Origin of the sequence: Celerinatantimonas sediminis, from assembly GCF_046054195.1 — a bacterium.
Taxonomy (GTDB): domain Bacteria; phylum Pseudomonadota; class Gammaproteobacteria; order Enterobacterales; family Celerinatantimonadaceae; genus Celerinatantimonas.
In genome coordinates, this window is record NZ_JBEQCS010000031.1 from 1 (window position 1) to 21,031 (window position 21,031).

The following is a 21,031-nucleotide window of genomic DNA, read 5'->3' on the forward strand; positions in this document are numbered from 1 at the left end:
TTTCATGGTTCTCTCCTACATCTATGAGTGTAGAAAACTCCATTTAAATTTGTCTCAGTTTAGGGGAAGTGGACATTCACACGTTATGGGATCTGCTCACTGAGCCCATACATTAAAAATAGCCCTTGCCAAACTTAACGCCTATTTAGATATCACTCTGATAAAATAAGTCTATTGAATATAACTTAAATCAAATTTTAAAAAATTATTTTATTTATCAATAATCTATAAAAAATTCTAATTCAAAATAGAGCAAAATTTGCGATATGTATCAGACGAATAATTTTATTATTTTTTGGATCATCTCATTCACAAGGAGCATCAGCGTTCTCAATCAGTCTTTCGCCTTTCGCTCTCGAATGTGCCCTGAATTCTCTACCTAGTTGCGTATCATAAATTAGTTTTATTGAATTACGCGACAAAATCTAGTTGACCTGTCACAGTATAGTAGCATTCAAAATAATCTCAGATTTAACTATGCAGTTTGAATAAAAAACAAACCATCATAGCCGTCATTTTTCAGCTCTTTTCTTATTAATAAATACCCATTAGCATCAGTTAGCCCAAATAATTCCCCATTACAAATAGGAATATCTCCAGAATATAGCTGGCAAGCAAAATAATATTCAGATAATAAATCATCCAATCCAGAAACCCCCGCAGGAATTTGTGAAGAGAAGAACGAAAATGCTGGGATATCCCCATCTTTTAATTCATAAGGAATTAGCGACACAGTAAAATTTTTATTAATACATCTACCTTTGCATTCGTCTTTAGTAGCGTATTTATTTAATGATTTGATAATCACTTTTGTATATCCACTTTTTATATTATCCAACTCATCCAAGTCACCAAAATAAGTTACATCATCTAAAAAATAATCTTCTTCACTATATGTTGTAAAGATGGATATACAGGTATCGGTCGGGAGAAGATCGTAACCAATGTGATTATTTATAATATTACTATCTATATTAATTACGTTATATAAATCCTCTCCATCAGGATTTTTAGGCCAATCAGTATTAATATAAGGGGCTCCACCAAACTCAGCACCACTATTCTTTTCATCAGAGCAGACCAACTTATATACAGTACTCATCTTTAATTTCCTTCTCGTTCTAATTTTGAGAGATAAAAAATTGTTGATATATCCTTTAAGCAAACTGACCTGATCCTCAGGAACTCAAGCCTAAGCATAGTTTCAGATATAATATCTAACTCTTCCTCTAGAGTATTCTCATTTCGTCCATACCCTACTCAAGAACGTCTCTTGTATGCTTCTTGCGCCACAGTCATAGCTCTATTAGTTTGAGCTTTATTGGTCCATACTTTATAAAACAAAACTTCCCCACATACAGGACGATTGACGGTGTTTAGTCATTGATTTGTAGTCATCGGCCAAATCAGTATTTTACATGGTGTAAAAGCTCATGACTTGAACATTGTAACTCACTCGATAGACCTCTTTCCCCAAATCTTCCGTTATTAAATGAGCATGCTCAGGTGACGTTTCTTGGGCCCAAGCTGTTAAAACCTCTGCGAGATCAGCTCCAATTACTGCTATCGATACTTTGTTTAAGCCTATTAAAATTTAATAAAATCAACTAGTTTTAAACTATTCTTAATGTTTTCACTAGTTACACCAAGTTCCTTTGAAAAAGTCTCAGCATTAAAACAAATCGCACCTAAACTATCATCATAATCATCGAGAGAGTCTGCAATCTCAATTAAGATATCATCGTTAGAATCATGCAATAAAACTATGTGTTGCTCACATTTTTCTACAGTAAAAATAGGCCATTTAGGGTAAAAATTAGAAGCACAGTCATTACCATAAAAGACACAGTCTTGTAAAAAAGCTTCTGAGAAATCGCAAGCTCTAGTATAACCAGAATGTTTGGGTAATGACCCAAATTCATTGCTTTTTAATAAACCATGAAAAGAACAATGCTCAAACTTTACATCTAACCATGAAAAATTATTTAATGGCTTTTCTACGATAAATTTACAATTATAAAATCTTCCTTGAATACTAATTGATTTAGCAGGAACACTGCATTTTATCACACAATTCTCCAATGTAACATTGGGACCTATTGCATTGAATATCGTCCCATCGCTAATAACAATTTCTTGATTTTCAACTTTTGTATTTTGTAAGTTCATCAACACTCTCTAATTAAAGCTCTATATATCTAAATAATTCATCATGTATTCGCATTGCGTGTGTATAAATATTCTTTTAAAAGCCCCACAAAGTATCATAACTCAATCCGGTAGTAGGATCTTCTATATCCAGACCAACTTCATTAAGTTTTAAAAATTGACATCTAATTACTAAACATGCCAGCCCCACTCCATCGCGTTATGCAAATAAGCCCGCAAGCCACCCTGCATTCCTATTGGGTCTGAGCTGAGGTATTGGCCGTTATCGGCATCGTTATAACGATTTAAGTTATAGTAATTCGCCTCATTCATGCTGCTTATCTTTCGAGCAACGAAGCCGTTTTCAAATTGGCCCTCTACTAATTTATCTTTTCTTCAAGTTGCCCTTAATAACGCAGATAACCATGTACGGGGTCAATAGATACACTATAAAACGGGCGAAAACTTACGACTGAAATCGATGAAATACCCGGTCATCAGAGTGATTTATCGAGCGTATATTAGATGTGTGTCCTAGTGGTTCAACTCATAGATAACTAATGCCCTTTATAATTGCCAAAAATATGTTAAAAAAGAACTAAAATCCTCCCATTGAGGAGTAACTTTTCCTTCCCAAAATTCTAAAAGGTTAGTGCTAGCAGATAAGAAGATTACACTACCATTTGCTCTGTTATAAAAATACCCTGATTGTCCCTCTATACTCGAAAGTGGGAAATAGTCTGAACTTAATCTAAATACCTTGCGTATTGATTCAATGGTATCGCAATAATCTGTATTTGCGATATGCCAGCACAATTGAAACAATTCTCCTTTTGGACCTAAAAAAGCAGTACTATCTTCAGCATGCAAATAAAAATATCCGATATCAGAATCTAAATCTATCCCTATATCTTGTAAAGAATTTTCATACTCAGTTGTTGTTTCATCGAACCAGTAACCTTTTTTTTGACAAAATTTAACTATTTCCGTTGATAACATCATGTCTCCTTAACACCCTTTTTTAGTTTTTCTCTTTCTGATCATTCGTTTTTAGCTATTTCAATTCTATATTGTCGTTACATATTTCTCTATCTAAAGGATTAGTCGGGTACACATATGGTAAATGTGGATGTAAAGCATGAGTAGAATAATATATATGATGCGTTTTTGCACTCTGCTCCAATAAAGAACCTTTACTATTTAGTTTTAAATGAAACTCTGAGAAACCAATACTTTGAGTCGGAGCTTCCGAGCAATAGCATCTTGCCAAAACCAAACTTAACCGTAAACGAATGGTTGGGATTCATATTTCATAATGAATCTTTTACTGAATAGATAGTGCTCAAAATTTCACCTCAACTGCGTCCCTGCATCAACATAAAATAGCCATATCATCAAATACTGTTCTTTATGACTGTCTGAATAAAAAAAGGTACGTTAAAATAGCTTATTATGCAAATATCACCCATGTTAAAGGTTATAACTTTGTTCCCCTTAAAGGGTGTGTACCTAATATTCTAAACAGTCTTTTTTACACAAGACCTGATCTTATTGATTTCCCAAAGCAATATCTAAATTCAATATATCATCATGAATGACTTTTAAACGTTTTCTACGTAAAAGAATATTTGAATCATCTAAAAAGAAAACACCTGAAATAATCGAATTATTTAAGACTGTTAACAAACAACATTGATCCCCTTGCATAACTGATTGAGGTAATTTTTTCCCTTGCAAAAATTCACTAGTAGAAATTATTTTTTCCTCATTACCAAAATATTGATCCACAACTCCAGCGTATTTTAATGCAGATCTATCACCAAAACTATTTATGATAACCCCATCTTTTTGGGCAAAAATCACATACAACAATTCATGCGCTTGTATTAAATCATCTATATTTTTCATCATTTTCTACTCTAGTCAAAACCGAGATCATACCAATCTATAGGAGAATCAGGATCTTCAATAAGTCTTGCGCCTTTCGTTTTCCAATGCGCTTTAATTTCTCTACGTCGTTGACCTTCTCCACCTTCATTATTTCTGAAATAAGATGCCCCTTTATGACGACTGACACCATCTACTTTCTTAGTCTGAATATTACCTGATGGGTGGCCAGAACATGGGGATTTCATCTATAACTCCTCCATGTGTTTCCACAGGTAACTGGTGTCTATGGCGTGGAGACAGCTTAGTATCTGCTGAATTACCTTGCAAAAAGGCAGTTCTTTGTTCACTTGTAAAGTGACCCTCTACATATGCAGATACTTTCATAGCAAAAATACCTGCCACTTATAGCAAATGATGTAGGCTAAATTGAATTATATTTTTCTATTAACCATACCGTTAGTCAAAAAGACAAGATGCAAGACCTTCCCCTCTTGTTTACGCATTAAGAGTCAATATATCCATGCTCTTTTAATATTAATAATTCATTCATAGATCTATGATAATTCTTACCTGTAGATGGAGGTAATGAAAAAATACCTGATTCAGAATTATCTGCAATCACTTTTCTTAACATTATTTTCCAATAACTCAATGCACTTATTCCTAATGAGTTCCAGTCTATACTGTTAAATCTTTTAACTCTTATTAATATATGCTCTTGTGTATTTATTTTTATAAGTTCAACTGAGACACCAGTTATACTAACTTCCCCAGAATATTCGGATATATCTAACTGGCAATGTTTACTATAATTACTATTAGTAATATTTTTACTTTCTGGCCTAATCCATATCATTTTAGGAGAATCACCCCCTATTATTTTAACATTTACTAGCTCAGCTTCGCTGCTTATATTGAGAATATCGCCACAATTAAAATCTTCAAAAATAACATTATTTAATGTTACTCCTTTCATTATATAAGCTTGATGAGAAAGGATTTTACATTTATCAAAAGTAACATCACAAATTTTCATCCTTTTGTTATCCATTGGATTTAACATAAAATCATCAAAACTAACATCAAAATATTTTTTATTAGATATTTTCATGTCACCATCAATAGATATATTAAATTCATCAAATATCTGTCTTATCATTTAACAATAACCTTCATTTCATAAGTTACGATACTATCAATCTCTGGCTTAGCTGGAAGGATAAGAATTGAACTAACACTATTACCCGTAACATCAAACCCAAAACCATCAATAAAATCTTGTGGCGCATTAGTCCTTCCTATCCATGTCTATCCCTCAAAAATACTACCTTTATTTCTCTTAGCTATATCAACCTGACAAGCAACCCTACTTTCCGTGCTGTTCCGAAAAATAGACGCATACGCCAAGGCTCTTCAATTATAGCGTCAATTTGATTAGGACTTAATTCCCCTAGCAATTCATCAAATTATTAACTAAATCTTCTCATGCTTGAGCAGTTAATTTAGCTAGCTCTTTTTGTTGCTCCAGTGTTTTCGCAAAACCATAACCCGGCAACCCCAACGGAGCCACCCACTCCATCGGATCATGGACATACGCTTAGGGCCGCAGACCGCCCATCATCCCTATTGGGTCTGAGCTGAGATACTGGCCGCTATCAGCATCGTAATAACGGTTTAGGTTATAGTAAAGCCTAAATTATTCGCCTCATCCATGAGGCTCACTATTAGGTAGCTCAATTCGGGTTAAACGGTAATGTTCATCCCATGTAAACCGGGTCGCTTGCGGGCGAAAACCCTCTTTGCACTCTACTTTTTGTTACAGTGCTCCTAGGAAAAACTAAAATGGCAGATACTTTCACAACGAAAGCACCTGCCATTTAAAAGAAATGATTTAGGCTAATTTCAACTAAATTTTTATTTTAATCATAAAGTTAAGGAAAAAAGGAAAGATGCAAGACCTGGCCCTGTAGATTCTTTCTTTTCTTATTATACTTACATCATATTAGAATTAATAATTTTGCTTCCATTAAGGCATATGTTTACGTTATCTTTGACCGTTTAAAATAATTTAATTTATAATGATAAATTCAGGTTCAATCCATGTAATAATCTTTGTTAAAAATATAATTCCAAACTTTTATATAAAATTCACGTACGGTGATATTTGTAGGCAAAGAATACATAGGTATTGAACAATAATAAAGACGTTCCAACTTATTATCACTCCAATAATTTATAGCATATTGCAAACTATCTTTTGTTTTTATTTTTATATCATAAGGAAGGTCTATGTATGCTTCAATTAAAATATTTTCTGAGATTTCTTTAATTGAAACTTCATTATTTAAATTCAAATCTCTTTTTTCAGTAAAATCACAACATTCATTTAGCACACCCCAAAATGAAACAACATATTCATCATTTATTTTTTTTATCATTATTTTAAAACTCCAAAAATTGTTACTAACTTGCCTTTTTTTAAATAAGCTTTAACTTTACCATAATTTAATAAAGACACACACCTTAACATGGGTTCACTAAACCACTCTAGTTACCCGATATTTCTTTGATTTCAGTCGTAAGTTGTCGCTCGTTTTATATCGTATCTATCGTAAATTCATCATGATTGATAACGCTTATATTGCCCGAGACAACATATGACAACGGCCAGATCTCAACTCATTTGTCCTGAGGTGACACCTTACTATCACTGTGTTTCGCGTTGTGTGCGCCGCTCTTTCCTCTGCGGCAAAGATAGTGTCACCGGCAAGTCTTACGAACACCGCGGGGCTTGGGTTGAACAACGGATGCTGGCTCTCACTTCCGTCTATTGTATTCGGATTTGTTCTTACGCCATTATGAGTAATCATTACCACCTCGTGGCATTTATTGATAAAGAAGCCGCTCTCTCCATTTCAGACCTCGAAGTCGTTGAACGATGGTGCAGTGAACATCAAACCCCTAACATTATTCAACGTTGGCTGGCAAACCAAATCTCGTTCAAAGCCGAATCACACACTTGCAGCCAACTGATTAAGACTTGGCGTCACCGCTTGTATTGCCTAAGTTGGTTTATGAGAAAGCTTAACTATGACATTGCCGTGCAAGCTAATAAAGAAGACCAATGCACTGGCCGTTTTTGGGAAGGGCGATTTAAATCTCAAGCCTTATTAGACGAAAAAGCGCTGCTTTCCGCCATGGCGTATGTCGATCTCAATCCTATAAGAGCAAAAATGGCTGACTCCCCTGAACAATCCGATCACACTTCGATACAAGCTCGATTGGGTAGCTTAGAACGTGGCGAAACCCACACGCCATCGCTTGCTAACTTTATGGGACATGAACACCAAGATAAGCATCAGGGGATCCCATTTAAATTTGTTATTTAACATTAACAAGAGTAACTTTTTCTTTCAAATCACTAATAAACTTTTCACTATCCTTACCAGAAAGATAAATAATATTGCTATAATCGTCAAAGCTAACATATATATTAATATCATTTCCTTTAAATATTTTTTGCCTTTTATCACTTAGCAATCTATCTATTTTAGAGTATTTTTCACATAGTTTTAAAATATCTGAATCTATTTCATATGAAAGTTCATTTGATATTGCTTTTGATACAGAAAAACTAAAACTTTCAATTTCATCTAAAATACATAATTTTAAAAATAATCTTTGTTTAAAAAAATCAATAAAGCTACTAGACAAAAAGACTCCTGTTTCTTCGCTATCTCCTTCGATCATCTTTTGAGTTTTTAAGTTCATTAAAATGTCTATACCAAAATATCCAGCACCAATTATAAACCAATCATTACAAGGAAAATCCTCAGGAAACTCATCATACTCTTCATACGTAGAAATTAGTCCATCCACATCAAATGTTGCCGGAAGATGTTCAAAAATAGGGCACTTATTACCTCCACAAAAGAGTAAAAACTCTCGATAATATTGAGGAAAAGTTACATTGGCCATAGATTCAAGCAAATTAATTTTCTGTTCATCACTTTTAAGAAAAGATGCCAGTAAATAGTCCCCCTTTGGAGCATACTCATGAAATACATCTGTTATCCACATTCTTATTTTACCCCTTCATTAGCTTTATTCACATAAATGGATTCATTTTCTTCCAGCGCACATGTCTTACAAGGATCCATTTCTGAGCCAATATCTAGTAGCTCTGTTTTATCTCCACTATATGGATAGGGGTTACCAGCTTTCCCTCTCCATTGTGTCGACATGCTTATGATAGGACTATCAATTTTACTTGCAGCTATAGCAGCTTTAGGTCCGGCGCAAACCCCAACAGGATTTCCTTCTTCTGCCTTACGTAACCCATCAAATTCACCTAAAGTTGTATCTGCAACATGATATTTCCCTTGCCCATACTTTTTATCTAAGGCTGTTTGCAAATCTTCTCTTGCTTTTTGAACTTAGAACTCATTGACTCCGACGAGTGACCATATATGTCCCAGATATTTTTACGCTGTAGTGTTTTTTTTCATATACTAATAAGGAAACTCATTATTTAAAATTGAATCCATTAACACCTTCTTAGTCAATTTGAAGTATTATTCATTTGCTAAAAAATACCAAGTTCTTCATATTTTTTATATAGTAAACGCAACTCTATAGGATTATAAACAACAATTTTGTTGATTTTTTTATTGTAGCCACATGGCATCATTCCCTGTTTGAAAATTTCAAAAACTTCCTCTATAATAGAATTATTATCATAATCAAAGATATATCTCTGAGAGCTGACTAATTCTAAATTGTAAACACATTCACTACCAATTTCATTTAGAAAATCAATTAATTCTACATATTGCTTTTCTTTATTTTTTTTAAAATTTAAATATAATCTTCGCTTCTTTATTGCATCTTTATTAATTCCAGAACTATTAGATCGCATCTGATTTTTTATAAAATCTTTACTCTCTCTATATTTTGAGCTATCAAATATATGTTGAGAAATATCGGTTATAAAATCTGACCATACAGCATACTGCTCGGGTAAGTTTTGCTCAAAAAACAATTGCAAAGCAAAATTTCTATCCGTTGTAATTTGGTAATCATTAACAACCTTATCAGAACCACACAAAAAACCCTGTGTTTCAGAAAACACTATAGGTTCTAATATAAAGTCTTTGTCAATATTCATATTCGTTAAGCCTTATTAAATATTCTTGTCCAAAGGTTATATACTCGTTCATTACCAACACCTTAAGAATCTTTCCCAAAGATATTTTCGTTCCACATATCTTTAGCTCTAATTGGGGTACCATTTTGCATATTCTTTTTAGCAATCTCCTGAATTTTGTTAATTTCTTTTAAAATGGCATCATCAGATTTAGACAAGTCAATCTTATCTAAAGCATCTTCGATAGCATCAGTATACCCAAAATGATTGCCTTGATGCCGAGCCATTGTACTCGACATATCATCTGCTTTTCGTAAGAAAATCCCATTGTCAGCATCATCTATATCGTATTTTATGTGCTTTAACGCAGCATGATCATAAAGTTTTTTAGGTATAACATGATGAGCTTGGTACCCAGTCCATTTAGTAGATCTAGATAGCCCCATCGATTCCATCATATTTCTACCTAGTTTAGTAGAACACCCAGCCAACCCCAACGGATCCACCCATCCCATTGGGTTATGCACATACGCTTGAGGTCGCAAGCCACCCAGCATGCCTATTGGATCTGAACTTAGGTACTGGCCGCTGTCGGCATCGTAATAACGGTTTAGGTTATAGTAAAGCCCGGATTATTCGCCTCATCCATGAGGCTCACCCTTCGAGCCAACGCAGGTCACAGTGTACTGGGTCGTTGGCCGCATCTTCAAATAGCCGCTTCACATTACTTTGTAATGTTTGGGTATGGCGATGCCATAAGCCTTGCTCTTCATCGTAAAGATAATGCACTTGGTGGCTCGCTTGTACACCTTGTTCACACCCTTTGGCAACTCTTCGACCAAAGGCATCGTAACGGTAGCGCCAGCGCTCGCCATTAGGCAGTTCAATGCGCGTTAAACGGACATGTTCATCCCACGTAAAGCGGGTCGCTTGCGGGCGAACGCCCTCTTTGCGTTCAACTTCTTATATCGCCCGACTAATCGGCACCACATTATCGGTATACAGTGCTCCTAGGAAAAACAAAAATGGCAGATACTTTGAGAACGAAAATATCTGCCATTTGAAGGAAAAGATGTAGGCTAAATTGGATTAAATGTTCTTATTTAGAATAATATTAATTAACAAAAAAGTGTAAGACCCGCCACTCTTATTCTTTGCAGTTAAGATGTGTCCGGGATATTTTTCCATTAGTTGGACATTTATTGTTATAAATCTTTTAAATTTTACTTTTTATAATTTATTGATCAATACCCACCATTCATCTAACTCACCATCCTCGACATACTTTTTATATTCTGTCCCAAATACCACTTTTTCCAAAAATGTATCAAAAGTTCCCAGTTTTTCTCCATTTTTATCATTTTCAGATAAAAATAATAAAAGGTGATTTGTTCCTTTTTGAAGAAGTAATGGTTCATATAGAATTTGGCCAACACAAATCCAAGATGAGCAATCATTAGCTAAGTGCTCTACCATGTATTGATTACTTTCCAATTCATCTAAAGACCAAAGATCAATAGATCCACAACGAGCCCCATTTACTAATTGTAAAAACTCACAATATTCACTCCATTGACTGTATTTTTTGAGCGATTCTGTATTTATAGTAGCGTTAACCATTTCCCCTATTATAGGAGCATTAGGATCTAAATCTAATATTTCTTTAGCTTTTTCTATTTTATTTTTTATTAAGATATTCATGTAGATATCCCTTATTACAAACCTAATATTTCAATTTTTATTTTGGTTCCTACTGGCAACTTTCTTATCTGTTGCCTAATCTGCTGAGTACCAATATGCCAGTTGGTAAATGAATCCAAGAACTTCAAATTACTTGAAATATCTGGTCCCCCCAATGTAATTCCCACACATGATCTGGTTGCATACTTTTGGTTACTCTATGTATAAGCTTATTAGCAAAATCTTTATTCGTCTCTCCATACTGAGACCAAATCCTTTTGATCACACTTTGTCTATAGGCTCGAGTTATCTTCGGATCTCTCGCTACTGGATTTGGAGCTCGAACAAGTATGCCTTGCTCACAAAGTTCTTTTAATGTCGTAGCCTTTTCAAAAATTATCGCTTCGGCATTCGTTTATCATAAGTTAATTGTATAGTTACCTCATCCTCATGACTATGCCCAGTCAACCCCAATGGATCCACCCACTCCATTGGGTCATGCTCATACGCCTGAGGTCGCAAGCCACCAGCCATCCCTATTGGGTCTGAGCTGAGGCACATAATTTAATAAGGACACACACCCTAACATGTGTTCACTAAACCACTCTAGTTACCCGATATTTCTTTGATTTCAGTCGTAAGTTTTCCTTCGTTTTATATCGTATCTATCGTAAATTCATCATGATTGATAACGCTTATATTGCCCGAGACAACATATGACAACGGCCAGATCTCAACTCATTTGTCCTGAAGTGACACCTTACTATCACTGTGTTTCGCGTTGTGTACGCCGCTCTTTCCTCTGCGGCAAAGATGGTGTCACCGGCAAGTCTTACGAACATCGCAGGGCTTGGGTTGAACAACGGATGCTGGCTCTCACTTCCGTCTATTGTATTCGGATTTGTTCTTACGCCATTATGAGTAATCATTACCACCTCGTGGCATTGATTGATAAAGAAACCGCTCTCTCCCTTTCTGACCTCGAAGTCGTTGAACGATGGTGCACTGAACATCAAACCCCTAGCATTATTCAACGTTGGCTGGCAAACCAAATCTCGTCCAAAGCCGAATTACACACTTGCAGCCAACTGATTAAGACTTGGCGTCACCGCTTGTATTCCCTAAGTTGGTTTATGAGAGAGCTTAACTATGACATTGCCGTGCAAGCTAATAAAGAAGACCAATGCACTGGCCGTTTTTGGGAAGGGCGATTTAAATCTCAAGCCTTATTAGACGAAAAAGCGCGGCTTTCCGCCATGGCTTATGTCGATCTCAATCCTATAAGAGCAAACATGGCTGACTCACCTGAACAATCCAATCACACTTCGATACAAGCTCGCTTGGGTAGCTTAGAACGTGTGAAACCCACACGCCATCGCTCGCTAACTTTATGGGACATGAACACCAAGATAAGCATCAGGGGATCCCATTTCGTTTGATGGATTATATTGAGTTAGTCGATTGGGTAGGAAGGCAAATAAGAGACGATAAGCGCGGGCATATCAATAACCGCATGCCAGTCATACTCGAACGACTCTCCCTATCCCAATGGGAGTGTTTAACGCTATGTACTGAACTAGAGAAGAAGCCCAGAGCTTGGGTTGGTTCAACCATAGAACTCCAAAACGCCAAAGCTCGGTAGAAAAAGAATGTTGGCTCTGACGATTTCTTAATAAATAGAACACCCAACCTATAGACAGCAACAGCATATTCTGTTTTTCACTACAACTATAATCACCTTTCTACTCAAAACAACAACCTAACCGATATCAATAATTACATTCATACCTGAATAGGCTTTGCGTTGCTTTACCTGCAGGCTCTTTGAGGTAGAACCTTTAACACAACAATATTTAACGGTGTGTGTCCCATTTAAATTTCTGGCGTAAGGCTGATTGCCGCCTAAACGCTGGGCCTGCAAACGGCCTCGCTCATCCCATCCCAGTCATGATGCAGGTTAAAGCCCTGCTCCGACTGACGGGATTGCTCCAATCCAATGGCGTTATAGGCAAAGTTCAGCGCCTGATGCCCACCGATTTGCAATCCGGCCAGTTAAGTATGGTAACCAACACTATCGTAATTGTGCTCATCGTGAAAACAAAAATGGCAGATACTTTCATAACGAAAATATCTGCCATTTAAAGGAAACGATGCAGGCTACATAAAATTATATTCTCATATTAATCATAATGTTAGGCAAAAAAAACAGAATACAATACCTGCCCCTCATGTTCTTGACCATATATGACCATCATGTTTCTTAATGAGTTTCAATGAACGAAACTCATTGACTCCGACGGTGTGACCATATATATGATTACGCTAATCATAAGCATCCCCAAGGCTTTGAAAATCATCTCTTAGCCAATACCAATACTTTCCTTTATTTATTATTAATCGTTCAAGCAATTCGTGAAAAGAGAGTGCAATTATCGAACATGATCCCGCGACTGCATGTACATCAACAAAACTATCATAACAACGACCGAGCCTTTCTGGAGCCAAATCAATAGTTATTGACTCTTCTGCCCCACCTTTAGCTATAATATACCATTGAGATGAGATGTCTTCAGGACATAGCTCACCTACAATCACAGGATTTGCCAAAACTAATTCTTCTGGGCATACAATTTCGACACAATACTCTTCATTTTTAAATAACTTTACACCACCACATAATTTATAAAATTCTACTAAATCAGATGGTAATAAATTACTAATATTAGGCAAACCATGAGAGGGTAATACTTCACAATCCCTGATTTTTCTTATTCGGTCTAGTAACAATTCCATTATTTCACCTATTGTAAATATATTGATTCAATTTCCTATAATAATTATTTCTTGCAATCTGTGGAACCTTAGCTGCATTAAACATTTTTTCTGTAAGAATATGCATTTCTTTTTCAGAAACTTTAGACCAATCAACCTTAGCATCTACAGGCTTACCATAGTTTTCTTTCAGCCAATTTCGATAAACCGCTTTTGTTGCGTCATGTTGTGACTTAGTCAATGCAATTGTTGGTGTATCCTTTCCTCGACTTACATATCCAGACACATTATGTTTAGCCCAGATATCTAATAGACCATGATGATTTTCAAGAGGAGAGCTTGAAGGTCTGTAATCTACAACATCATAAACTTTTACCTTTTTTGTGGCACTTGCATGCCCCGTCAACCCCAGCGGATCCACCCACTCAATTGGGTTATGCACATACGCTTGAGGTCGCAAGCCGCCTAGCATCCCAATAGGATCTGAGCTTAGGTACTGGCCACTGTCCGCATCATAATAACGGTTTAAGTTATAGTAAAGCCCGGATTCTTTATCTTCAAGCTGACCTTGATAACGTAGGTCACAGTGCACTGGGTCGTTGGCCGCATCTTCAAATAGCCGCTTCACATTACTTTGTAATGTTTGAGTATGGCGATGCCATAAGCCTTGCTCACCACGCCACACAATATCACCGTCTTCCGCGCACAGCTCCCGTGGAGTTCCGGCGTGGTCGGTCACTACGTAATGCAGTTTTTCGATAGCGAGCGTATGGTTGGTATCAACTTGCGCGACCGGTCTAAACGAGCCCGGTTCGTATATGTATTCTGTGCTTTGTAAAGCTTCACCATTGGCCGTTTTCAGCGTTTGCTGAATCACCTGCGCGCCATCGTAAAGATAGTGCACTTGGTGGCTCGCTTGTGCGCCTTGTTCACACTCTTTGGCGACTCGTCGCCCAAAGGCATCGTAGCGGTAGCGCCAGCGCTCACCATTAGGCAGTTCAATCCGGGTTAAGCGGTCATGCTCATCCCACGTAAAGCGAGTCGCTTGTGGGCGGAATCCCTCTTTGCGTTCAACTTTCTGTATTGCCCGACCACACTCATCGTAATGGTAGGTAAAGCGCCCTACTTGCACCACTCGCCCTGCGTTATCGTAGTGGCGTGCTTCTTTGGTCAGTATCGCTTGGCTAATCGGCACCACATTATCGGTGTATTGTGTTGCGCTGGCTGTTTCGTTTAAGTTCAGTTCGCTGTCGTAACCAAACAAGGTCACAAATTGGCGTTGGCTGCCCTTGTGTGGCGTAAAGGTGCGTTGGGTAATTTGGCCATTGCGGTTAAGCTCAAACCGTTCACTGCCCCAGTGGCTATCATCAATGCCCACTAAACGGTCGAGGTTATCGAGGCGTTAAGGTGTGTGTCCTCGTTATTCTGTTGAGTTAGTCGATTGGGTAGGAAGGCAAATCAGAGACGATAAGCGCGGGCATATCAATAACCGCATGCCAGTCATACTCGAACGGTTGCCCCCCCCCAACAAGAATGTTTAACGCTATGTACTGAACTAGAGAAGAAGCCCAGAGCTTGGGTTGGTTCAACCATAGAACTCCAAAATGCCAAAGCTAAGCTCGGCAAAAAACGAATGCTGGGTCTGACGATTTCTTAATAAATAGAATAACCAACCTATAGACTGCGACAGCATATCCTGTTTTTCACTACAACTATAATCACCTTTCTACTCAAAACAACAACGACCTAACCGATATCAATACTTACATTCATGCCTGAATAGGCTTTGCATTACTTTACCTGCAGCCTCTGGGTGCGATAACCGGCGCTGTTGTAGCTGTGCTCAGAGGAAAACAAAATGGCAGATACTTTCATAACAAAAACATCTGCCATTTAAAAGAAATGATATAGGCTAAATTGAATTAAATTTTAATGCTAATGAGAAAGTTAACCAACAAAAGGCAAGATGCAAGACTTGACCCCTTTGTTTCTCATTAGTTATTAATAATAATTTCAGATAACAATAGGTAAGATTAAAGACCTGCTAATCTTGTTATTAAATTTGCAACAAATCTACAATCCTAGATTCAATCTGATCGCTAGTCCACACAGTCATCCTTTCTATGTTATCGATATCATCTTCTGGATATGATTCCCCATTAGGGGTCCAAATTCTAGGATTATCCCTTGGACCTATAATAAATTTAATATCATTATATCCGGAATAAGTAACAGAATCATAACTTGACGTATGACCTATCACACGCCATCTTTTCTTTTTAAACCCCTCCCCAGCAACTACAACTGGTTCAAAAAGTCGTTCATCGTTACTTATATCGACCGAAGAAATATTTGTAACCTGTCTATTGAAAACTTCAATAATTGTACCAGCCCCCATAGCATCGACAATAACTCGCCCAACACAGAAAATCATCCCTTCTTTATCGAAATTAAATCTAGAAAAACTTTTAATACAAGATTCATGGTGTAAAAAAAGAGGTATCAAAAAAATATCACCGGGTTCCACAAGTATTTTTTTCATAATTAGCAGCCTTTATTAGGTTTTACTTGGTTAATTTCAATTTTTGCCTTTTCATATTCGTTGTTAAATGCTTTTCCTCTCGCATCAGTTCTGGATTTATCAAAGGAGTTTACTTTGTTACCTTTATTTTCAGAAGATATATCTTGTCCTATAATTCCAGTCTTTGTTTCATATTTTTCTATATAATCTTGCTCATATCCTCGAGCTTCTGCATATGTTATATCTTGTTGCAATATTTCTTGTGTTGCCGATTTGGAATCAAATCTTCCTGTTTTAACATGCTCTTCTAATCGACGAATAGGATCATTTGATATACCTATATAGTACGGAGCTTCTGCTCCGTTTTCGTAAAGAGCGTACACAGAGAAACCACCTGAATCAAGAGACACCAACCCCAACGGATCCCCCCATTCCATTGGGTTATGCACATACGCTTGAGGTCGCAATCCACCCAACATCCCTATTGGGTCTGAGCTGAGGTACTGACCGCTGTCGGCATCGTAATAACGGTTTAAGTTATAGTAAAGCCCAGATTATTCGCCTCATCTTTCATAATTAATCTTTTACTGAATAGATAGCGCTCAAAATTTCACCTCAACGGCATCCCTGCGTCAAAATGAAATAGCTATATTGGCAAATACCGTTCTTTATGACTGTCTGAATAAAAAATGATACTTTTAAATAGCTTATTATGCAATATATCACCCAGAATTATGAACAGCCGCCCATATTAATGGTTATAACTTCATTTTCATTAAGGTGTGTGTCCTCGTTATTTTTGATGTCCATCCTTAGCCTATTGGCTTAGGTTTAGACAATTACACAAAATTCAGGACACTCTCCCGACGGAGTGACCATATATCTCCGTTATTAATTTTATCCCCATTATTTTGAGATTAAGACCTGACTATGTTTTTCCTCATCCCTTTAGTTCAATCAAATTACGCAAAACAACCTTTTGATCACTTAATTATAAGACTATGATAATAATCTTTTAATTGATACATCAAATTATCTAATTCCGTCTTTGATATAAATGTTTCTTTAATAATCCTCTTTGACAATCCATTCTCATCCTGATTAAAAAGTTCATCGTCAACTATCCCACCCAATATTCTAACGCTATCTCCATTACTAACAGAAAAAATATAGCAACCATAATTTTCCATTTCGTTAAAGCCACATAAATATGAATAATTATTTTCCAAAAAATCACTAACATTATCACATTGTTCTGGGAATGTAATTTTGTATAACTCTTTATATGCATCAAACTTATCAGAATTAAATAGAGTTACATTCACGGGTTTAGTTAATAATGATGAGTTTGAATTATTAAAAAACATGAAAAATTCACTATTTAATACTGTATTATTTAACTCATTAGGAAATAAATAGCCATCTATGGATATAAAAAACAAACCAGATACAAATCCATCCGATGACCATTTATCTACAACATCCACAACTATAGCAAATTTATGCGGATCTCCAATAACCATAATATCACTATCCTTTTCTTGGTAAATTAAACTTTTTAACTATATCATTTTTAACCTGCTTGCTTGTTAAGTTTAGTCTTGGCGATACTTGTCCTGTGGAACCATTCCAATGCCATGAACCATCATTTGTAGGTGCAAATCTATGAACATTACCATCAGCATCAAGTGCAAATCTATTTCCATTTTTTCCTTGCACACTGTTACCTCACCATTGCCGGGGATTGTATTGTGCTCATCCCGGACAGCCCGCACAAGCATGCATTGCGCGAGCAATTAGCACAGTTAAAAGCGACGCGGGGTGAGTTGAGTGAGTCAACAGCCGAGATGGTGATCCCGGCTGTTGGTTTGATGGGTTAATGCAAAAATTCCGGGCATTATATAATAAGCATTACACCGAATGACGAACAACTTCCTCGTCAAATATGTGCTAATCTAAAAAATTATGTTTTAACAATTCTTCCATAGAGTCCATGACATGATAGGTTACCGGGTCGAATTCTTCTGATTCTTCATGATCCCAAAGAACAATAGAAGGTGATTTATTATTATTTCTATAATCAAGACATATAAAATCGCCACCGAAAAGTACTGCAAATGGTATAATTACTGTGCCAAGCTGGTCTTCGTCATCAGTCAATCTATCTTCTATTTGAGCTATAACAACGCTTATCTCATACTGATCAGTTTCCGAATTTGAACTAGAGCAATCTAAAATACACAATAACCGCTCAACTACCCTATCTTGCTCTTCACATTTTATAAACTCATCCTGTAATATGGCTCCATTTGATCTTTGCATTAAGTGTACAAAACACTCGGGTAACTCAATTCGATGAAAGGTCTGAAATTGTTTAATCCTTTCTTGACTTGGCGATGTCAATATTGATTGTTCGATAATACTCATTAATTACTCCTATCGTTTTGCATGAACCCAAAGACCTTTCGATCTTCCACCTTTATGGTTAATCGTATTATGTGGACCAAACGGTACAAACTCCATTCTTCCCGGAATTTCCGAATGATGCCAAATAAAGCCATTAGGGCGCACTCCTTCAATCCGCGAGTCTAACCATTTAAAAAAGTAATGTTGATTATGTTGGACTAAACTAAGTTTATAAATTAATCATCATCTTCTTCATATAATAAACTTAAAAATTCATAAAAATTAGCCGCAACTTCGGAAATTTCATTTTTGTCACCAGCAGTACCTTCATGATGCCATACAACAATAGAAGGAAACTCAATATTTGATTTAGTTCGATAATCAAAACAAAGAGCATCTCCATTACCAAGAACCGAAAATATAACCAAACCTTTAGTAAATTCTTCTGGCGGGAATTTATATTTTAACTCCATCGTTTCTGTTCCACCATCAATAGCACCAAAAGGTAAAAACATTCCAGATCCCATATCAACTTCTTCTAATACAAGATTACTAAAATATCGGAAAATATTTTTATTTACAACAAATGCACCATTATATTGCGAAACAATTTCTTTATATTCTTTAGGAAATTTATAGCCTAATTTATTTTCGAAGCTATTAATTTGATTGATATCTCCATCACCATAATATGAATCAAATTCCAAATCAAAATACATTTCTATTGCCCTTTACTCATTGATTCCCATCCCACATGCCTAGCACCACTATGAATAGCTTCAGGAACTAATTGCATTCAACCAGTATTTTGATGGTGATGCCATGTGTAACCTGGTATTTTATCTGCTCCACTATTTATAGCTTTTAACTGAACTTCACTAAATCTACTTGAAGATACAGCTCCTGATCTAATTTTGCCTCTTAAATCTCTGGTAGCCATTTTCTTAGCTGACCATCATAACTTTTAGCTCTGAATTTCTCTATATCAAAATGTGTTTCATATCTAGCTACATCATCAAAAATACGGAATCCTTTTGAATCGAAAACAACCCTTATTGGGCTTCCATCAGCCAATTCAATTGTTTTATGCTGACCAGCAAGTTTTACATTCGGTTTACTTAATGGTGGAACAGTTGTCGATTTGACATTTTCTTTACCATATCGAGACTCTAGTTCATCCCTAATTGTCCTTGAATGATATGGTTCTTTATTATCCCCATACCCCGTCAACCCCAGCGGTTCCACCCATTCCAATGGGGTGTGCACATACTCTTGAGGTCGCAAGCCGCCTGCCATCCCTATTGGGTCAGAGCTGAGGTACTGACCGCTGTCGGCAGCGTAATAACGGTTTAAGTTATAGTAAAGCCCAGATTATTCGCCTCATCTTTCATAATGAATCTTTCACTGAATAGATAGCGCTCAAAATTTCACTTCTGCATCCCTTCGGCAAAATGAAATAGCCATATCGTTAAATACCGTTCTTTATGACTGTCTGAATAAAAGAATGACTCTTTAAAATAGCTTATTATGCAAATATAACCATATTAAAGGTTATAACTTCATTCCCCTTAAGGTGTGTGCCTCCATTATTTCACTGAACCGATTTATGATTATGTTCGAAGAGCGATTAACTGACTATATGTAAAACTGGCAATTACACAGAATTATTTAAAGGGTCCTGTGTCTATTATATTTCATTAACCTATATATCCTAATTTTTTTACTAATACCACTTATTAAGGCATATCTTATATATGTTTTCGTAAATGACTTTTGCATTTGAAACAACCCATGTATCAGGAAGATAAAAACAATCTTCATCCGAATCACGCATGATCTCATTAAAATGAAAATTATTATCATCAAGAGAAGTTTTCAATAATTCTAATATTTTTTCCTTATCATTATTAGAGATATCTATATACTGACGCTTTGAAAAAAAATACTTATCCATCAATAATTCTAGATCTCTAAATTTATTTGGGTCATATTGATTCAATGTTACTCCAAGTGATTCTTCTCTATCATATATATTGAATGGTCCTATAAAGTACTCTAGTCTAAATTTCATTTTCCTTTAACTACCTCATTTCGTTGAATAACTAGTAAATGGTTTACCAATTTTATCATCAAATCGTACGATCCAGTTATCCATGTCACCGATTTCTTTGAGATTTGCGATCTGCTCTATTGGGTGAAAAACCTTGCCCTATAGCACCATCATTACTATTGCCGATAACTGATGGATTACCCGATCCTCATTATTATATTTTGGCAAACCTTTTGCGTCTCTTGTTTTCTCCTCATTGAGTATATGCATTTCATCCTTCCAACTTTTAAATTGAGAACTTACGGAGCCATTTCTCCTACGCGGAGTATTTCCGGTACGAGTGAATCGCCACTGATTTCCTAGACACCTTTTAGTTAGATAAACTAGCTAAAAAAAGAGGTGTCCATGAGCCATAAAC

General features: G+C 36.2%; 25 protein-coding genes and 6 pseudogenes. 2 read left to right on the forward strand and 29 right to left on the reverse strand.

Annotated elements, in window-relative coordinates; all coding sequences use genetic code 11:
- Positions 1-475: 475 nt before the first annotated feature.
- The 9 genes and pseudogenes from ABTQ23_RS20625 to ABTQ23_RS20665 all read right to left on the reverse strand — a co-directional run bounded on the left by ABTQ23_RS20625 (position 476) and on the right by ABTQ23_RS20665 (position 6,476).
- The gene (locus ABTQ23_RS20625; protein ID WP_408617653.1) at positions 476-1,102 is read right to left on the reverse strand and encodes a DUF1963 domain-containing protein; all 627 of its coding nucleotides are present in this window, start codon (positions 1,100-1,102) and stop codon (positions 476-478) included.
- Between the two features lie 485 nt (positions 1,103-1,587).
- Positions 1,588-2,169 carry a hypothetical protein gene (locus ABTQ23_RS20630; RefSeq protein WP_408617654.1) on the reverse strand — a complete coding sequence of 194 codons (582 nt, stop codon included), beginning with the start codon at positions 2,167-2,169 and terminating at the stop codon, positions 1,588-1,590.
- 171 nt (positions 2,170-2,340) lie between these two features.
- The gene (locus tag ABTQ23_RS20635; RefSeq protein WP_408617655.1) at positions 2,341-2,481 is read right to left on the reverse strand and encodes a hypothetical protein; all 141 of its coding nucleotides are present in this window, start codon (positions 2,479-2,481) and stop codon (positions 2,341-2,343) included.
- A gap of 234 nt (positions 2,482-2,715) precedes the next feature.
- Positions 2,716-3,150, reverse strand: coding sequence for a hypothetical protein (locus ABTQ23_RS20640; protein WP_408617656.1), 435 nt, complete (start codon positions 3,148-3,150; stop codon positions 2,716-2,718).
- Positions 3,151-3,696: 546 nt separating this feature from the next.
- Positions 3,697-4,059 (reverse strand): hypothetical protein, encoded by a 363-nt coding sequence (locus ABTQ23_RS20645; RefSeq protein WP_408617657.1) that lies wholly within the window; start codon positions 4,057-4,059, stop codon positions 3,697-3,699.
- Positions 4,060-4,067: 8 nt separating this feature from the next.
- A complete protein-coding gene (locus ABTQ23_RS20650; RefSeq protein WP_408617658.1) occupies positions 4,068-4,283 on the reverse strand; it encodes a hypothetical protein in 216 nt (71 codons plus the stop codon).
- Between the two features lie 257 nt (positions 4,284-4,540).
- Positions 4,541-5,197 carry a hypothetical protein gene (locus ABTQ23_RS20655; RefSeq protein ID WP_408617659.1) on the reverse strand — a complete coding sequence of 219 codons (657 nt, stop codon included), beginning with the start codon at positions 5,195-5,197 and terminating at the stop codon, positions 4,541-4,543.
- Positions 5,198-5,638: 441 nt separating this feature from the next.
- Positions 5,639-5,728, reverse strand: a pseudogene (locus ABTQ23_RS20660) (type IV secretion protein Rhs); the annotation flags it as partial.
- A gap of 403 nt (positions 5,729-6,131) precedes the next feature.
- Positions 6,132-6,476, reverse strand: coding sequence for a hypothetical protein (locus ABTQ23_RS20665; protein WP_408617660.1), 345 nt, complete (start codon positions 6,474-6,476; stop codon positions 6,132-6,134).
- A gap of 219 nt (positions 6,477-6,695) precedes the next feature.
- Here ABTQ23_RS20665 and ABTQ23_RS20670 point away from each other — a divergent pair, with 219 nt between their 5' ends.
- Positions 6,696-7,427 (forward strand): hypothetical protein, encoded by a 732-nt coding sequence (locus tag ABTQ23_RS20670; RefSeq protein WP_408617661.1) that lies wholly within the window; start codon positions 6,696-6,698, stop codon positions 7,425-7,427.
- Here the strand turns inward: ABTQ23_RS20670 and ABTQ23_RS20675 are convergent.
- The 8 genes and pseudogenes from ABTQ23_RS20675 to ABTQ23_RS20710 all read right to left on the reverse strand — a co-directional run.
- Positions 7,420-8,118: an SMI1/KNR4 family protein gene (locus tag ABTQ23_RS20675; RefSeq protein ID WP_408617662.1), complete on the reverse strand. Its 699-nt coding sequence runs from the start codon at positions 8,116-8,118 to the stop codon at positions 7,420-7,422. The genes ABTQ23_RS20670 and ABTQ23_RS20675 overlap by 8 nt on opposite strands.
- A gap of 2 nt (positions 8,119-8,120) precedes the next feature.
- On the reverse strand, positions 8,121-8,453 hold the full coding sequence (locus ABTQ23_RS20680) for a hypothetical protein (RefSeq protein ID WP_408617663.1): 333 nt from the start codon (positions 8,451-8,453) through the stop codon (positions 8,121-8,123).
- A 170-nt stretch (positions 8,454-8,623) separates the two neighbouring features.
- A complete protein-coding gene (locus ABTQ23_RS20685) occupies positions 8,624-9,205 on the reverse strand; it encodes a hypothetical protein (RefSeq protein ID WP_408617664.1) in 582 nt (193 codons plus the stop codon).
- A 62-nt stretch (positions 9,206-9,267) separates the two neighbouring features.
- Positions 9,268-9,642, reverse strand: a complete 375-nt coding sequence (locus tag ABTQ23_RS20690; RefSeq protein WP_408617665.1) for an AHH domain-containing protein — start codon at positions 9,640-9,642, stop codon at positions 9,268-9,270.
- Positions 9,643-9,684: 42 nt separating this feature from the next.
- Positions 9,685-9,804, reverse strand: a pseudogene (locus ABTQ23_RS20695) (RHS repeat-associated core domain-containing protein); the annotation flags it as partial.
- Between the two features lie 34 nt (positions 9,805-9,838).
- Positions 9,839-9,973, reverse strand: coding sequence for a hypothetical protein (locus ABTQ23_RS20700; protein ID WP_408617666.1), 135 nt, complete (start codon positions 9,971-9,973; stop codon positions 9,839-9,841).
- Positions 9,974-10,414: 441 nt separating this feature from the next.
- Positions 10,415-10,885 carry a hypothetical protein gene (locus tag ABTQ23_RS20705; RefSeq protein ID WP_408617667.1) on the reverse strand — a complete coding sequence of 157 codons (471 nt, stop codon included), beginning with the start codon at positions 10,883-10,885 and terminating at the stop codon, positions 10,415-10,417.
- A gap of 435 nt (positions 10,886-11,320) precedes the next feature.
- A pseudogene (locus tag ABTQ23_RS20710) lies at positions 11,321-11,419 on the reverse strand (type IV secretion protein Rhs); the annotation flags it as partial.
- Positions 11,420-11,580: 161 nt separating this feature from the next.
- Between ABTQ23_RS20710 and ABTQ23_RS20715 the strand changes: the two are divergent.
- Positions 11,581-12,303, forward strand: coding sequence for a hypothetical protein (locus ABTQ23_RS20715; protein ID WP_408617668.1), 723 nt, complete (start codon positions 11,581-11,583; stop codon positions 12,301-12,303).
- Positions 12,304-13,186: 883 nt separating this feature from the next.
- Here ABTQ23_RS20715 and ABTQ23_RS20720 read toward each other — a convergent pair.
- The 12 genes and pseudogenes from ABTQ23_RS20720 to ABTQ23_RS20775 form a co-directional block, all read right to left on the reverse strand.
- Positions 13,187-13,657 (reverse strand): SMI1/KNR4 family protein, encoded by a 471-nt coding sequence (locus tag ABTQ23_RS20720; RefSeq protein ID WP_408617669.1) that lies wholly within the window; start codon positions 13,655-13,657, stop codon positions 13,187-13,189.
- 4 nt (positions 13,658-13,661) lie between these two features.
- Positions 13,662-15,014 carry an RHS repeat-associated core domain-containing protein gene (locus ABTQ23_RS20725; RefSeq protein WP_408617670.1) on the reverse strand — a complete coding sequence of 451 codons (1,353 nt, stop codon included), beginning with the start codon at positions 15,012-15,014 and terminating at the stop codon, positions 13,662-13,664.
- 678 nt (positions 15,015-15,692) lie between these two features.
- Positions 15,693-16,178, reverse strand: a complete 486-nt coding sequence (locus tag ABTQ23_RS20730; RefSeq protein WP_408617671.1) for an Imm26 family immunity protein — start codon at positions 16,176-16,178, stop codon at positions 15,693-15,695.
- A gap of 389 nt (positions 16,179-16,567) precedes the next feature.
- A pseudogene (locus ABTQ23_RS20735) lies at positions 16,568-16,711 on the reverse strand (RHS repeat-associated core domain-containing protein); the annotation flags it as partial.
- Positions 16,712-17,140: 429 nt separating this feature from the next.
- Entirely contained in the window at positions 17,141-17,680 is a 540-nt protein-coding gene (locus tag ABTQ23_RS20740) for an Imm42 family immunity protein (protein ID WP_408617672.1), read from the reverse strand.
- A gap of 7 nt (positions 17,681-17,687) precedes the next feature.
- Positions 17,688-17,876: a hypothetical protein gene (locus tag ABTQ23_RS20745; protein WP_408617673.1), complete on the reverse strand. Its 189-nt coding sequence runs from the start codon at positions 17,874-17,876 to the stop codon at positions 17,688-17,690.
- Between the two features lie 231 nt (positions 17,877-18,107).
- Positions 18,108-18,584 (reverse strand): SMI1/KNR4 family protein, encoded by a 477-nt coding sequence (locus tag ABTQ23_RS20750; RefSeq protein WP_408617674.1) that lies wholly within the window; start codon positions 18,582-18,584, stop codon positions 18,108-18,110.
- 9 nt (positions 18,585-18,593) lie between these two features.
- A complete protein-coding gene (locus ABTQ23_RS20755; protein WP_408617675.1) occupies positions 18,594-18,728 on the reverse strand; it encodes an HNH endonuclease in 135 nt (44 codons plus the stop codon).
- A gap of 71 nt (positions 18,729-18,799) precedes the next feature.
- Positions 18,800-19,282, reverse strand: coding sequence for an SMI1/KNR4 family protein (locus ABTQ23_RS20760; RefSeq protein ID WP_408617676.1), 483 nt, complete (start codon positions 19,280-19,282; stop codon positions 18,800-18,802).
- Positions 19,283-19,284: 2 nt separating this feature from the next.
- Positions 19,285-19,503 (reverse strand): annotated as a pseudogene (locus ABTQ23_RS20765) (HNH endonuclease).
- A gap of 281 nt (positions 19,504-19,784) precedes the next feature.
- A pseudogene (locus ABTQ23_RS20770) lies at positions 19,785-19,934 on the reverse strand (RHS repeat-associated core domain-containing protein); the annotation flags it as partial.
- 352 nt (positions 19,935-20,286) lie between these two features.
- A complete protein-coding gene (locus tag ABTQ23_RS20775; protein WP_408617677.1) occupies positions 20,287-20,634 on the reverse strand; it encodes a hypothetical protein in 348 nt (115 codons plus the stop codon).
- Between the last annotated feature and the right edge of the window lie 397 nt (positions 20,635-21,031).

Coding starts and splice junctions, on each gene's coding strand:
- ABTQ23_RS20625 (WP_408617653.1), bottom strand. CDS start 1,102: ATGAGTACTGTATATAAGTTGGTCTGCTCTGATGAAAAGAATAGTGGT.
- ABTQ23_RS20630 (WP_408617654.1), bottom strand. CDS start 2,169: ATGAACTTACAAAATACAAAAGTTGAAAATCAAGAAATTGTTATTAGC.
- ABTQ23_RS20635 (WP_408617655.1), bottom strand. CDS start 2,481: ATGAATGAGGCGAATTACTATAACTTAAATCGTTATAACGATGCCGAT.
- ABTQ23_RS20640 (WP_408617656.1), bottom strand. CDS start 3,150: ATGATGTTATCAACGGAAATAGTTAAATTTTGTCAAAAAAAAGGTTAC.
- ABTQ23_RS20645 (WP_408617657.1), bottom strand. CDS start 4,059: ATGATGAAAAATATAGATGATTTAATACAAGCGCATGAATTGTTGTAT.
- ABTQ23_RS20650 (WP_408617658.1), bottom strand. CDS start 4,283: ATGAAATCCCCATGTTCTGGCCACCCATCAGGTAATATTCAGACTAAG.
- ABTQ23_RS20655 (WP_408617659.1), bottom strand. CDS start 5,197: ATGATAAGACAGATATTTGATGAATTTAATATATCTATTGATGGTGAC.
- ABTQ23_RS20665 (WP_408617660.1), bottom strand. CDS start 6,476: ATGATAAAAAAAATAAATGATGAATATGTTGTTTCATTTTGGGGTGTG.
- ABTQ23_RS20670 (WP_408617661.1), top strand. CDS start 6,696: ATGACAACGGCCAGATCTCAACTCATTTGTCCTGAGGTGACACCTTAC.
- ABTQ23_RS20675 (WP_408617662.1), bottom strand. CDS start 8,118: ATGTGGATAACAGATGTATTTCATGAGTATGCTCCAAAGGGGGACTAT.
- ABTQ23_RS20685 (WP_408617664.1), bottom strand. CDS start 9,205: ATGAATATTGACAAAGACTTTATATTAGAACCTATAGTGTTTTCTGAA.
- ABTQ23_RS20690 (WP_408617665.1), bottom strand. CDS start 9,642: ATGATGGAATCGATGGGGCTATCTAGATCTACTAAATGGACTGGGTAC.
- ABTQ23_RS20705 (WP_408617667.1), bottom strand. CDS start 10,885: ATGAATATCTTAATAAAAAATAAAATAGAAAAAGCTAAAGAAATATTA.
- ABTQ23_RS20715 (WP_408617668.1), top strand. CDS start 11,581: ATGACAACGGCCAGATCTCAACTCATTTGTCCTGAAGTGACACCTTAC.
- ABTQ23_RS20720 (WP_408617669.1), bottom strand. CDS start 13,657: ATGGAATTGTTACTAGACCGAATAAGAAAAATCAGGGATTGTGAAGTA.
- ABTQ23_RS20730 (WP_408617671.1), bottom strand. CDS start 16,178: ATGAAAAAAATACTTGTGGAACCCGGTGATATTTTTTTGATACCTCTT.
- ABTQ23_RS20740 (WP_408617672.1), bottom strand. CDS start 17,680: ATGGTTATTGGAGATCCGCATAAATTTGCTATAGTTGTGGATGTTGTA.
- ABTQ23_RS20750 (WP_408617674.1), bottom strand. CDS start 18,584: ATGAGTATTATCGAACAATCAATATTGACATCGCCAAGTCAAGAAAGG.
- ABTQ23_RS20760 (WP_408617676.1), bottom strand. CDS start 19,282: ATGTATTTTGATTTGGAATTTGATTCATATTATGGTGATGGAGATATC.
- ABTQ23_RS20775 (WP_408617677.1), bottom strand. CDS start 20,634: ATGAAATTTAGACTAGAGTACTTTATAGGACCATTCAATATATATGAT.